Genomic DNA, 13,318 nt, shown 5'->3' with positions numbered 1-13,318 from the left:
GCCTGTGCCGGACCTTTCGCTGGCTTGCCAGCGATGAGGCCCGGGCGGACGCTAAAGAATCTGGATCAAGCCGCCCGCAGCGAAATGAACGCATACGTCTGCGCCGGCTCCGTCACCACCTGTGCCCCGGCCGCCAACACTTGCCCGGCCACATCATCCCCGGACACATGAAACACCCACTCACTCGGTGCCGTCGTCAGCGGTTGCGCAGTGACCTGATCAATCACTGCTGCAAACGCGCTCATATTCGGCAAATACGCAGTAAACCCGTCACCCTTCAGCGCCGTGGTGCGAATCCCGAGCATCGCGCAAATCGCGTCCTTGATGCCGATGTCATCCCGATCGGCCTGGCGCGAGCGTTGAATCAATTCCACCAGTTCCTGATCCACCAACTCACCGCCGGCAATCAACACCGGCCCCTGTTCCCAGGACTCCGGCGGGCAGTCCTTGGCCGCAGGATTGAGCGGGATATGCGGGTTGATTTCCGCCGGATAAATGCGACATACCAGCGGCCGCCGCTCGTAGATCCGGCACAGCTTGTCTTCGTCAAGATTCCGGCAGGGGCCGACGTTGTACGCGGCAAAGGTGATCGCCACATGGGCGTCTGTCGCGCCGCTGCGAACGACCACCGAACGTCGTTCGGCATGTTCCCGCTGCTGCGCCGGCAAACCCAGGCCATTACCAAGAAAGGCCTCGACCAGCACGATCACCTGACCGCCATCCGCCGCCCACATGCGGGCTTCGGCCAGGGTCAGCGGGACATGGTGATCGGTGCAGCATTTGCCGCAGCCTACGCAGGAAAACGTCGTATTCATTGAGCGATCTGTCTTCAATCAGGGTGTGAAACGGTGGCGGAAAACCACCGCACAGAACTGGATCGAAGCAAGTTATGCGCCATTCACTTGGTTTTAACGGGCGGGCGGATCGAATCCCATTCGGTGACGAAGGCGGTTTTCGACTGTTTGTTGTACAGACACAGTTCGCTGCCTTGCTGGCCTTTCATGTGTTTTTGCGGGTATTGGCCTTGCAGCAGAACGGCGGTGTAGCCGACGCGGTCATCGAATTGTGCGGGGGTGCCGACGGGTTTGGCGTTTTTCAGGCCACTGGCTTTGGCGCAACTGGCGAGTACGGTTTTGTCGTAAGCGGCCCAGGCGTCGGGGCTGGAGGCGTGGGCCTGGGAGGTGAGGGCGGTGAGGCAGAGCAGGCTTAAGGTGATGGCTTTCATGGGGGGCATCCTTGGTCGTGGGTGGCCAAGGTTGGAGTCTGCCTGAGTGTTAGAAGTTGCCTGTGCCGGCCCTTTCGCGAGCAGGCTCGCTCCCACAGTTTGAAATGCATTCCAGGGTGGGAGCGAGCCTGCTCGCGAAGACGGTCGATCAGTCCGGCACCAGCTCTCGGCGGACCACATACATCCCGGCACTTTCATACAAGCGCTGCGCCCGCCGGTTGTCTTCCAGCACCTTCAGATCAACAAACCCTTCGCGCCGTTGCTGAAACACCTTGAATGCATTGAACAGCAACGCCCGACCCAGTCCGCGACCCTGCATGCGCGGATGCACCACCAGATTCTTGATATAGGCGCTGGTCCAGCATTGCGCCACGCCGACGACAGCTTCGCCATCGCGGGCAATGAAACACAGCGTCGGATCATATTCAGGATCGGTTTCGAACTGCTGCTGCCAGGCGTCCAGCGCTGGCACCCGGCCGCCGCCTTCGCGATAACCGAGTTGCATCAAATGATGCACGTCCGCCGCCAGTTCGACGGAGTACGTGCACAGTTCAATGTCTTGTGGCCAAGGTGCATCCGGCGCGTCCTTACCGAGGTCGCGCCGCATCAAAAAACAATACGTCTCGGCCAAGACTCAGTGCCCGTGGGCGGCGACGTGTTTGGCCGCTTCGATCAGGCAGTGGGTCAGTTCCGGCGAGGAGAACTTGGTCAGCACGCCGTTCGCCCCGGCCAGCCGCGCTTTTTCGCTGTTCATCGCGCTGTCGAGCGAGGTGTGCAGCAGCACGTACAGATGGGCGAAGTCCGGCGTTTCACGCAGGGTGCGGGTGAAGGCGTACCCGTCCATCTCGGACATCTCGATGTCGGAAACGATCAGGTTGATCTGCTGCGCCGTGCCTTGCAGGTCGAGCAGGCAGTCGATGGCTTCCTTGGCGCTGCGTGCGGTGTGGCATTGCAGGCCGAGGTTGCGCAGGGTGTGCACCGATTGCTGCAGCGCCACCTGGCTGTCGTCGACCACCAGAATGCGTGCGTTGCCGAGCACATCAGCGTCTTCCATGCTCAGGTCGGTCGGGGCCATTTCGATCTGTGCCGGAGCGATGCTGTGGATAACCTTTTCGATGTCCAGCACCTGCACCAGTGTGCCGTCCACTGAGGTCACGCCGGTGATGTAAGCGCGCGAGCCGCCGGAGCCGAACGGCGGCGGTTTGATGTCGGTGGTCAGGCAGTGAACGATTTTGCTCACCGCCTGGACGTGCAGGCCCTGCTTCGAGCGGCTGACGTCGGTCACGATCAGGCAGCCGCCGTTCGGGTCTTCCAGCGGGCGCTCGCCGATGGCGCGACTGAGGTCGATGACCGACAGCGAGGCGCCGCGCAACGTGGCGATGCCTTTCACGTGCGGGTGCGACTCCGGCAGTTTGGTCAGCGGCGGGCAGGGAATGATTTCACTGACTTTCAGCAGGTTGATCGCCATCAGCTTGCCGCTGCGCAAGGTAAACAGCAGAAGCGAAAGTGAGTCTGCGCGGGCTTTGGTGGAGGACATATGAACCTTCTGTGGAAAGGTGGTGGGCGAGGGTGGAAATCGCCAGAAACTATTGATGCCGGGTTATCGGCGTCAAAAGGTTGGGCTTTAGGTTAGTTGTCGGGTGGCGTGCAGATCAAAAGCCAAAGCCCCTCACCCCAGCCCTCTCCCGGAGGGAGAGGGGGCCGATTGGGGGATATTGTAGTAATTCACCGACCTGAACCTGCTCTGCCGAATCCATAATCGCCTCGATGTTTCAGGTCGGCGTATGGCGAAAGACACCTCGGTCGGTCCCCTCTCCCTCAGGGAGAGGGCTAGGGTGAGGGGTGTGCTTTTAGCTCTTCATGCCTAGTCGTTTGGCCATGCGCCCAAGATTCGCCCGATCCAGCCCCAACTCCCGCGCCGCACTCGCCCAGTTATCCTGATTACGCTCCAGCGCCGCACTGATCAAACGCCGCTGATACTGCTCGGTCGCACTGCGCAAATCCCCACTGATCAACGGCATCTCAGCCACGACACCGGCAACAGCCTCAACCGAGTTATCCACAACCTCGCGCGGTAAATCCAGATCCGCCGCGCTCAAACTGAGAATCTTCGGCCGCACCTTGCAATTGCCTAACGCCTTCAACGCACTGCGGCCGATCAAGTGCTCAAGCTCGCGCACGTTGCCCGGCCAAGTGTAGGCGAGCAGCGCTTCCTGGGCGTCGCTGTTCAGGCGCAGGCTGTTGAGGCCGATGCGCGAGCGGTTCTGTTCGAGGAAAAAACCGCTGAGCAACAACACGTCGCGGCCGCGATCACGCAGCGCCGGCACGCGCAGCGGGTAGACGCTGAGGCGATGATAGAAGTCGGCACGATAGCGACCGCTGCGCACCTCTTCGGCCAGGTCACGGTTGGTCGCGGCAATCAGGCGCACATCGACTTGATGCTCCTTGTCCGAGCCCAAACGTTGTAACTGACCGCTCTGCAAAACACGCAGCAATTTCGCCTGCACGGTCAGCGACAACTCGCCGACCTCATCGAGAAACAGCGTGCCGCCATTGGCCAGTTCGAACTTGCCGCGACGGTCGCTGGTGGCGCCGGTGAAGGCGCCGCGCACGTGGCCGAACAGTTCGCTTTCGACCAGCGTATCCGGCAGTGCGGCGCAGTTGAGGCTGATGATCGGTTTGTCAGCGCGCGGTGACGCGGCGTGGATCGCTTGGGCGACCAGTTCTTTGCCGACCCCGGTTTCGCCGGTGATCAACACGGTCAGATCGCTGCCGCCGACCAGATTGATTTCTTCTACTAACTTCTTCAGCGTCTTGCTCTGGCCGATCATTTCGCGGTTCTGCTGGCCGCTGGCCTGACGATAGACCTCGGCGCGCTGATGTTCATCTTCTGCGCGATTGGCCAGGCGTTGAATGCGTTCGGCGGCGTTGACCGTGGCCGAGGCGAGGCTGGCGAAAGCTTGCAAGGCATCGAGTTCGATCGGCTCGAAACGCTCGGGATCGAGGGCGTCGAGGGTGATCAAGCCCCAGAGCTTTTCATCGACGAATAAAGGACAGCCGAGGCAATCGTGAACTTCCAGATGCTCGTCGAGGCCGTCGACCAAACCGTCATAAGGATCAGGCAAGTCGCTGTCGGCGGCGAACCGCGTGGGTCCGGCGCCGCTGAGGAGTATTTCGAAGCGTGGGTGCTCGCTGACCTTGAAGCGCCGGCCGAGGGTGTCGGTGCTTAAACCGTCCACCGCCAGCGGCACCAGCGATTCGCCGTCGAGGCGCAATAACGCCGCCGCATCGCAGGGCAGCAGGGCGCGCATGGCTTCGAGCAAACGTCGATAACGCTCGCCCTCGGGCAATTCGCGGGACAGGTCGGAGACGAGAGGGAGCAGGGCGGTGAGCAGGGATTTGGCGGTCATGGTCTTGTAGTCAAAGAGACAAGATGTAGTCTGGATGACTATAAAGCTCTTTGAGTCTTTATGACTACGATATTCTCAAGCTATTGATTTTTATGGATAAATAAGTTGGCACGGAACCTGATTATCCTAAGGTAACTTTTCAAGAAAGCTCAGGAGTCATGCTTATGCTTAGCGTCCAGGATCGTGCCATCGTCAAATCCACCGTGCCTCTGCTGGAAAGCGGCGGTGAAGCGCTGATCACTCACTTCTACCGCATGATGCTCTCTGAATACCCGGAAGTTCGCCCGCTGTTCAACCAGGCGCACCAGGCCAGCGGTGACCAGCCACGGGCCTTGGCTAACGGCGTATTGATGTATGCGCGGCACATCGATCAGCTCGATCAGTTGGGCGATCTGGTGGCGAAAATCATCAACAAGCACGTCGCCCTGCAGATCCTCCCGGAACATTACCCGATTGTCGGTGCCTGCCTGCTGCGGGCGATTTCCGAAGTGCTCGGCGAAGAGATCGCCACCCCGGAAGTGATGAGCGCTTGGGGTGCGGCCTACGGCCAATTGGCGGACATTCTGATCGGCGCCGAAACCGCGATCTACGACCAGAAAGAACAAGCCGTCGGCGGCTGGCGCGGTGCGCGGGAGTTCATCGTCGCGGCCAAGGTCGAGGAGAGCGCGGAAATCATTTCGTTCTACTTCGAACCGGCAGATAAAGGCCCGATCCTCGCGGCCGAGCCGGGCCAGTACATCGGCATGAAGCTGATCCTCGATGGCGAAGAAATACGCCGCAATTACTCGTTGTCGGCCCTGGCGAACAACGGTCAGTACCGCATCAGCGTCAAACGCGAACCGGGTGGCCGTGCCTCCAACCACTTGCACGATCAACTGCAGGTTGGCGCCAGCATTCAGCTGTTCCCACCATCGGGTGAGTTCACTTTGACCGCGAGCGACAAGCCGTTGGTGTTGATCAGCGGCGGCGTCGGCATCACGCCAACTCTGGCGATGCTTGAAGCCGCGCTGGAAACCGAGCGTCCGGTGCACTTTATCCACTGCGCGCGCAATGGCAGCGTGCATGCGTTCCGCAACTGGATTGATGAGTTGGCTGAGCGTCATCCGCAACTCAAGCGTTTTTATTGCTACGCCGAGGATGACGGTGTGAGTCCGGCGGCGGATAAGGTCGGGATGTTGAGTCAGGAGTTGCTGGGCGAGTGGTTGCCGGCTCAGCGTGATGTCGACGCCTACTTCCTTGGGCCGAAGGGTTTCATGGGGGCGATCAAGCGGCATTTGAAAGCGCTGGGTGTGCCGGAGCAGCAGAGCCGTTATGAGTTTTTTGGGCCGGCTGCGGCTTTGGAATAATCCAGAACCGAGTCACCTTCATTCGCGAGCAGGCTCGCTCCCACAGGATTTGTGTTCGACGCAGATCCAATGTGGGAGCGAGCCTGCTCGCGAAGGCCGTTATGCGGTCTCGATTCTTAAATTCTGTTTAAAGGTTAATCGTTTCTTAACCGCTTTATCGTTTATTCCCCCGGTGTAGACTTGCGACAACCTTCAGCCGCGAGCCGGTTGAACCATGGACATAAAAGGGAAACGCGATGAGCGAGGAAACGATTCGGTTGGGCCGTGAGCGGCGCTTTCTGGTGCTGTTGGGGATCATCTGCCTGGCGCTGATCGGTGGCGCTCTATATATGCAGATCGTGCTCGGCGAAGCGCCGTGCCCACTGTGCATCTTGCAGCGCTATGCGTTGCTGCTGATCGCGCTGTTCGCGTTCATCGGCGCGGCCATGCGCACCCGTCGCAGCATCACCGTTTTCGAGGTGTTGGTGGTGATTTGTGCGATTGCCGGGGCCGGTGTGGCCGGGCATCACGTGTACACCCAGTTCTACCCAGCGGTGAGCTGCGGCATCGATGTGCTGCAGCCGATTGTCGATGATCTGCCGCTGGCGAAGATCTTCCCGCTGGGCTTCCAGGTCGACGGTTTCTGCTCGACGCCGTACCCGCCGATCCTCGGTCTGTCGCTGGCGCAATGGGCATTGCTGGCGTTCGTGCTGGTGGTGATCCTGGTACCGCTGCTGACCTCGCGTAACCGAAAAGCACTGCGCTGAGTCAACTATTCGGCTGTCTGGCCGATACAGAAAACGCCCCGATTTGCGGATCAGCCAATCGGGGCGTTTTGCATTTCAGAGTGTTTGTGAAAACACCGTGACGGACGGCAAGGCAGGGTGCGGCAGGTGTGCGACATGTTGTCACACGCGCCGTGTCGCAGGGCTCCTCAGCGACGCGGAATCGGCCGTTGTTACAAAAAAGGATTGGTCTGATTCGGGGTTTTTCGGCTTTAGCACGCGAGTGCCAGAGCAGGCAGTTTTAACAAGCGCTGGCAGATGGCCAAAAGCCTTGGGTTATCGGGCTTTGCGCTGTTCCAGCGTTCGGAAAAAGCCTTCAGAGCTGTCTGAACTGACGCGGGTACACCTACATTTTTTGGTGTTTTAGTTGAGAATTGATTTCGATAAGATGCGGAACTTTTGCAAAAATGGCGATGGATTGTTGCTCGAACGGATAAAAATTATTTCGGGATAAGACATGGTGTATAGGGCGCTACCTATCTACAATCGCCCGCACTGAATTCCCGGCACTGTTCAGCCTTTATTAAGGAGGCGAGCAGGAAGTCGGGTGTCGAGTGAGTCGAAAGGCTTTCAAGACACCCAGGTGTCGGTGCCTTCCAACTTTCCGCACCAAATGGAATTGGTCTGTAACAAGGCCTTTGACCACGAATTCGAATAAGAACTGACCGCTGTCCCAGGTTTTGTCGAGCGTCTGACGCGCGACGGGCGGCCCTTATTCAATCCAAAGAAAATGCCAACCCTTGGCAGGGTGAAGTGTTGGCGATCAAAACCCAACTGCATTGCGCAAGCTGCTTTAGAGGTCGTGAGATGAGTAAAAACAGGTACCCCAGATTACTAGGCCTAGTGCCGCTGCTCGGCACGTTGTTGCTGGGAGGCTGCAACATGACCTTGCTCAATCCAACGGGCCAGGTTGGCCTGGAACAGCGAAACCTGATCATCACCGCGACCCTGCTGATGCTGTTGGTCGTCGTGCCGGTTATCGTCATGACCTTCCTGTTCGCCTGGAAGTACCGCGCGTCGAACAAGAACGCCGTCTACACCCCGAAATGGTCGCACTCGACCAAAATCGAAGTGGCAGTCTGGACCATCCCGGTCCTGATCATCATTGCCCTGGGTTACATCACCTACATTTCGACCCACGAACTGGACCCGTATCGTCCGATCCAGTCCGACGTCAAGCCTGTGACCATCGAAGTGGTCGCGCTGGACTGGAAGTGGCTGTTCATCTACCCGGAACAAGGCATTGCCACGGTCAACAAGATCGTGTTCCCGGCGCACACGCCAATCAACTTCAAGATCACCTCTGACGCTGTGATGAACTCGTTCTTCATCCCGGGTCTGGGCGGCCAGATCTACGCGATGGCGGGCATGCAGACCAAGCTGCACCTGATCGCTGACCGTAACGCTGAAATGGACGGTATTTCCGCCAACTACAGCGGCGCGGGTTTCACCGGTATGAAATTCAAGGCTATCTCCACCACTCAGGAAGATTTCGACGCCTGGGTAAGTGAAGTCAAGAAGTCACCTAAACAGCTTGATCAAGCTGAATACGCGGCCCTTGCCAAACCGAGCCAGAACAACCCAGTCGAGCTCTACTCCTCGGTCACGCCGAACCAGTTCCAGATCATCGTCGACAAGTACGAAGGTATGAAGCCGGGCAAGCCGCTGAAGCACGAGAAGAAAGAGAAAGAAGTGGCGGCCACGGAAATTGACTCGAGTTCGCATTCAGCTGCCGGGGCAGAGGAGTAAACGATGTTTGGTAAATTAAGTTGGGAAGCAGTCCCATTCCACGAGCCGATCGTGATGGTGACCATCGCCATGATCGCCCTCGGTGGTCTGGCGCTGTTCGCTGCAATCACCTACTTCAAGAAGTGGACCTACTTGTGGACCGAGTGGTTGACCTCGGTTGACCACAAGAAAATCGGCGTGATGTACATCATCGTCGCCATGGTCATGCTGCTGCGCGGTTTTGCCGACGCCATCATGATGCGTACCCAGTTGGCCATGGCCACCGAGGGTTCGCCTGGCTACCTGCCACCTGAACACTATGACCAGATCTTCACCGCTCACGGTGTGATCATGATCATCTTCATGGCGATGCCATTCTTCACCGGCCTGATGAACCTTGCAGTGCCGCTGCAGATCGGCGCGCGTGACGTTGCGTTCCCGTTCCTGAACTCCCTGAGCTTCTGGCTGCTGGTATCCGGCGTAGTACTGATCAACCTGTCCCTGGGCGTCGGCGAATTCGCCAAGACCGGTTGGGTTGCCTATCCACCATTGTCGGGTCTGCAATACAGCCCTGGCGTGGGTATGGACTACTACATCTGGGCGCTACAGCTATCCGGGTTAGGTACGACGTTAACGGGGGTTAACTTCCTCGCGACCGTACTGAAAATGCGTACCCCAGGCATGAAACTGATGGACATGCCGATCTTCACCTGGACCTGCACCTGGGCAAACGTTCTGATCGTGGCTTCGTTCCCGATCCTGACCGCTACCCTGGCACTGCTGACCCTTGACCGTTACATGGATTTCCACATTTTCACCAATGAACTTGGTGGCAATCCAATGATGTACGTCAACCTGTTCTGGGCGTGGGGCCACCCTGAGGTTTACATCCTGATCCTGCCGGCATTCGGCATCTTCTCGGAAGTGATCTCGGCCTTCACCGGCAAGAAACTGTTCGGCCACCACTCGATGATCTACGCCTCGGGCGCGATCTCGGTCCTGGGCTTCATGGTTTGGCTGCACCACTTCTTCACCATGGGTTCGGGTGCCAGCGTCAACGCCTTCTTCGGTCTGGCGACGATGCTGATTTCCATCCCGACGGGTGTGAAGCTATTCAACTGGCTGTTCACCATCTACCAGGGCCGTCTGCGCTTCACCAGCCAGGTTCTGTGGACCCTGGGCTTCATGGTGACCTTCGCCATCGGCGGCATGACTGGCGTACTGCTGGCCATCCCGGGTGCTGACTTCGTTCTGCACAACAGCCTGTTCGTGATCGCGCACTTCCACAACGTGATCATCGGCGGCGCGGTATTCGGTTACATCGCTGGTTTCGCGTTCTACTTCCCGAAAGCGTTCGGCTTCAAGCTGCACGAAGGCTGGGGTAAAGCAGCGTTCTGGTTCTGGATCTCGGGCTTCTTCGTCGCGTTCATGCCGCTCTATGCACTGGGCTTCATGGGCATGACCCGTCGTCTGAATGCCACCACCAACCCTGAGTGGGTACCGTACCTGTACGTTGCCATGTTCGGTGCGGTGATGATCGCTGTGGGTATTGCCTGCCAGCTGATCCAGCTCTATGTGAGCGTTCGTGACCGTAACAAGCCAGAGAACGTTTGCGATCACGGTGACCCGTGGAATGCACACACTCTGGAATGGTCGACCTCGTCGCCACCGCCGTTCTACAACTTTGCCGTGCTGCCAAAGGCTGACTGCATCGACCCGTTCACCGAAGCCAAGGAAAACGGTACTGCGTACCAGCGTCCGGCCAAGTACGAGCCGATCCACATGCCGAACAACACCGCCACTGGCGTGGTGATGGGCGCACTGTTGACCGTCTTCGGTTTCGCAATGATCTGGCACATCTGGTGGCTGGCGATCGCGAGCCTGGTAGGCACCGTCGTTTACTTCGTGATCCACGCTGCACGTGACGACCAGGGCTATATGGTTCCGGTTGAAACGATCGAGCGTATCGAAGCCGAGCAGCACAAGCGTCTGGTCGCGGCAGGGAAAATCCCGGCCGGTGCCACCCGTGTTGAAACCTCGTTGGAACAGGCTTAAACCATGTCGAATTTAGTGACCAATGTTGGACACGCCCATGGTGACCATGGGCACGATGACCATCACCACGACTCGGGCGAGATGACCGTATACGGTTTCTGGCTCTACCTGATGACCGACTGCATTCTGTTTGCGTCGATCTTCGCGGTGTACGCAGTACTGGTAAACAACGTCGCCGGTGGCCCGTCGGGCCACGACATCTTCGAACTGCCATACGTGCTGGGCGAAACCGCTCTGCTGTTGTTCAGTTCGATCACCTACGGCTTCGCCATGCTGGCGTTGTACAAAGGCAAGAAGCAGCAGGTTCTGGGCTGGTTGTTCATGACCTTCCTGCTGGGCGCAGGCTTTATCGCCATGGAGATCAACGAGTTCCACCTGCTGATCTCCGAGGGCTTCGGTCCTAGCCGTTCGGGCTTCCTGTCCGCGTTCTTCACCCTGGTCGGTACCCACGGTCTGCACGTTTCGGCGGGTCTGATCTGGATGGGCATCATGATGTACCAGGTCAACAAGCACGGCCTGACGGCGACCAACAAGACCCGTCTGAGCTGCCTGAGCCTGTTCTGGCACTTCCTGGACGTGGTGTGGATCTGCGTATTCACCGTTGTTTACCTGATGGGGACTCTGTAATGGCTAATGCACACTCCCATGACAGCCATGATGCTGGCCACGGCAGCGCAAAGTCGTACGCCATTGGCTTCATCCTGTCGGTGATCCTGACCGTGATTCCTTTCGGTCTGGTGATGTACCCGAGCCTGCCGAAGGCCACCACGCTGGCAATCGTTCTGTTGTTCGCAGTGATCCAGGTGATCGTTCACCTGTATTACTTCCTGCACCTGGACCGTTCCATTGCTCAGCGTAACAACGTGATTGCATTCGTCTTCACGGCGATCGTGATCGTGCTGCTGGTTGGCCTGTCGTTGTGGATCATGTTCAGCATCCACACGTACATGATGGCGAAGTGAGGTAGACCCGATGTCGCTCAAGCACTTTATCCAAATCACCAAACCGGGGATCATTTTCGGTAACGTGCTTTCTGTGGCAGGCGGGTTTTTCCTGGCCTCGAAAGGGCATGTGGATCTGGCGGTGTTTCTGGCTGCCATGATCGGTACATCCCTGGTTGTCGCCTCCGGTTGCGTGTTCAACAACTGCATCGACCGCGACATCGACCTGAAGATGGAACGCACCAAGAACCGGGTGCTGGTGCAGGGCTTGATCTCCCTGAAACTGGCCCTGGTCTACGCGACCATCCTTGGTGTTCTCGGCGTTGCATTGTTGTACAAGGTGGCCAATCCGTTGGCCGCTTTGTTCGCGGTGATCGGCTTCGTTATCTACGTCGGCTTCTACAGCCTGTACCTCAAGCGCAAGTCGGTTCACGGCACGCTGGTGGGCAGTCTGTCGGGCGCCATGCCGCCAGTGATCGGTTACGTTGCCGTAACCAACAGCTTCGACATGGCCGCGCTGACGTTGCTGGTGATGTTCAGCCTGTGGCAGATGCCGCATTCCTACGCCATCGCGATCTTCCGCTTCAACGATTACCTGGCCGCATCGATTCCGGTGCTGCCAGTGAAGCGCGGGATTCAAGTGGCCAAGAAGCACATCCTGCTCTACATCCTGGCCTTCCTCGTGGCGACCTTGATGCTGACCTTCAGCGGTTACGCCGGCATGAGCTACCTCGCCGTCGCCGCGGCCATGGGCATGTACTGGTTGTACATGGCCTGGACCGGCTACAAAGCGGTGGATGACACGGTCTGGGCACGCAAGCTGTTCGTGTTCTCGATCTTCACCATCACTGCGTTGAGCGTCATGATGTCCCTGGACTTCAAGGTGCCCGCAGAGCTGCTGCTGACGTACGCGCCGTAAGGCTTAAAGGCTTGAAGAAAAACCCCGCACATTGAGAGATGTGCGGGGTTTTTTGTTTATCTGGAGCTGGATTTGTTGATAGTCTGTCTGTAGGCGATTTGCCTATAGTTTGCGCATGCGAACCGTATTCTTTGAAACAACGATATTTACCACGAGCGTTGGTCAGTACCTGACAGACGATGAGTACCGAGAACTGCAGGCTTATATGCAGGGCAATCCGTTGGCAGGCGATATGATGCCCCGAACGGGTGGATTCAGAAAACTACGTTGGGCTGATGCTCGACGTGGCAAGGGCCGACGAGGCGGCTTGCGGGTCATCTATTATTGGCTTATGAATGATGGTCAGTTCTGGATGTTTGCAATTTACGACAAGGATGAGCTTGAGAATCTGACTGCCGAGCAAGAAAAGGCGCTCAAAAAAGCCATAGATGAAGAGTTGAAAACACGAGGTACCCCATGAAAAAACGCGACCTGTTTGCAGAGTTGATGCAGGGCGTTGATGAGATGGCGGCTCAACGCGAAGGAAAAATTACCCTGCGCAATACAGTGCTTGAGGACAAACCAGTCCCGGAAGTCGGAGCCCAAGAAATCGTGGCTTTGAGAGAAAAGTTACATATGTCTCAAGCCGTCTTTGCCAAGCGAATCAGGGCGAGTCCCAGCACTCTGAGAAACTGGGAGCAGGAAAAGTCAAAGCCAAATGCTCAAGCTGCTTTGTTGATCCGTTTGGTTGAAAAATTCCCTGACATGGTTGACCGCCTGAGCGCCGTTTAACGACAAAGTCATTTAAATTTAAAGCCCCATTACTTCGAAAGAGGTGTGGGGCTTTTGTTTTCCGTGACTGCGGGTTGCGGCGCAGTAACAAACCCCCTAGATTTGGATCCAACCATGACAGTGATAGCTCCTTGCCATTTGCGGTTGCCCATCTGTCTT

At 57.7% G+C, this 13,318-nt stretch carries 14 protein-coding genes; 9 read left to right on the top strand and 5 right to left on the bottom strand.

The window, feature by feature from the left end; translation table 11 throughout:
• Positions 1–65: 65 nt before the first annotated feature.
• From PspS49_RS24100 to norR, 5 genes are all read right to left on the bottom strand, one after another.
• Complete coding sequence (locus PspS49_RS24100) at positions 66–815, bottom strand: YkgJ family cysteine cluster protein (RefSeq protein ID WP_127929695.1); 750 nt, start codon at positions 813–815, stop codon at positions 66–68.
• An 83-nt stretch (positions 816–898) separates the two neighbouring features.
• Positions 899–1,225 (bottom strand): hypothetical protein, encoded by a 327-nt coding sequence (locus tag PspS49_RS24095; protein WP_160041750.1) that lies wholly within the window; start codon positions 1,223–1,225, stop codon positions 899–901.
• Between the two features lie 148 nt (positions 1,226–1,373).
• A complete protein-coding gene (locus PspS49_RS24090; RefSeq protein ID WP_160041748.1) occupies positions 1,374–1,832 on the bottom strand; it encodes a GNAT family N-acetyltransferase in 459 nt (152 codons plus the stop codon).
• A 27-nt stretch (positions 1,833–1,859) separates the two neighbouring features.
• Entirely contained in the window at positions 1,860–2,762 is a 903-nt protein-coding gene (locus tag PspS49_RS24085) for a chemotaxis protein (protein WP_007916955.1), read from the bottom strand.
• Positions 2,763–3,075: 313 nt separating this feature from the next.
• Entirely contained in the window at positions 3,076–4,635 is a 1,560-nt protein-coding gene (norR, locus tag PspS49_RS24080; RefSeq protein ID WP_160041746.1) for a nitric oxide reductase transcriptional regulator NorR, read from the bottom strand.
• A 164-nt stretch (positions 4,636–4,799) separates the two neighbouring features.
• Here norR and hmpA point away from each other — a divergent pair, with 164 nt between their 5' ends.
• The 9 genes from hmpA (at position 4,800) to PspS49_RS24035 (ending at position 13,159) form a co-directional block, all read left to right on the top strand.
• Positions 4,800–5,981 (top strand): NO-inducible flavohemoprotein, encoded by a 1,182-nt coding sequence (hmpA, locus tag PspS49_RS24075; RefSeq protein ID WP_160041744.1) that lies wholly within the window; start codon positions 4,800–4,802, stop codon positions 5,979–5,981.
• A gap of 236 nt (positions 5,982–6,217) precedes the next feature.
• The gene (locus tag PspS49_RS24070) at positions 6,218–6,727 is read left to right on the top strand and encodes a disulfide bond formation protein B (RefSeq protein ID WP_007916948.1); all 510 of its coding nucleotides are present in this window, start codon (positions 6,218–6,220) and stop codon (positions 6,725–6,727) included.
• Between the two features lie 825 nt (positions 6,728–7,552).
• Positions 7,553–8,494, top strand: a complete 942-nt coding sequence (gene cyoA, locus PspS49_RS24065; RefSeq protein WP_007916947.1) for a ubiquinol oxidase subunit II — start codon at positions 7,553–7,555, stop codon at positions 8,492–8,494.
• A gap of 3 nt (positions 8,495–8,497) precedes the next feature.
• Complete coding sequence (gene cyoB / locus PspS49_RS24060) at positions 8,498–10,528, top strand: cytochrome o ubiquinol oxidase subunit I (protein WP_042560959.1); 2,031 nt, start codon at positions 8,498–8,500, stop codon at positions 10,526–10,528.
• A 3-nt stretch (positions 10,529–10,531) separates the two neighbouring features.
• Positions 10,532–11,155: a cytochrome o ubiquinol oxidase subunit III gene (gene cyoC / locus PspS49_RS24055; RefSeq protein ID WP_003227982.1), complete on the top strand. Its 624-nt coding sequence runs from the start codon at positions 10,532–10,534 to the stop codon at positions 11,153–11,155.
• Positions 11,155–11,490 carry a cytochrome o ubiquinol oxidase subunit IV gene (gene cyoD, locus PspS49_RS24050; protein WP_127929689.1) on the top strand — a complete coding sequence of 112 codons (336 nt, stop codon included), beginning with the start codon at positions 11,155–11,157 and terminating at the stop codon, positions 11,488–11,490. Before cyoC ends, cyoD begins: the two co-directional genes overlap by 1 nt.
• Before the next feature lie 10 nt (positions 11,491–11,500).
• The gene (gene cyoE / locus PspS49_RS24045; protein ID WP_053123579.1) at positions 11,501–12,388 is read left to right on the top strand and encodes a heme o synthase; all 888 of its coding nucleotides are present in this window, start codon (positions 11,501–11,503) and stop codon (positions 12,386–12,388) included.
• Positions 12,389–12,503: 115 nt separating this feature from the next.
• Complete coding sequence (locus tag PspS49_RS24040; protein WP_160041742.1) at positions 12,504–12,848, top strand: toxin; 345 nt, start codon at positions 12,504–12,506, stop codon at positions 12,846–12,848.
• Positions 12,845–13,159 carry a helix-turn-helix domain-containing protein gene (locus PspS49_RS24035; protein ID WP_127929687.1) on the top strand — a complete coding sequence of 105 codons (315 nt, stop codon included), beginning with the start codon at positions 12,845–12,847 and terminating at the stop codon, positions 13,157–13,159. Before PspS49_RS24040 ends, PspS49_RS24035 begins: the two co-directional genes overlap by 4 nt.
• Positions 13,160–13,318 lie beyond the last annotated feature (159 nt).

It is taken from the genome of Pseudomonas sp. S49, from assembly GCF_009866785.1.
Taxonomy (GTDB): Bacteria; Pseudomonadota; Gammaproteobacteria; order Pseudomonadales; family Pseudomonadaceae; genus Aquipseudomonas.
The sequence above is the reverse complement of the archived record's forward strand: the minus strand, read 5'-3'. Positions and strand labels throughout refer to the sequence as shown.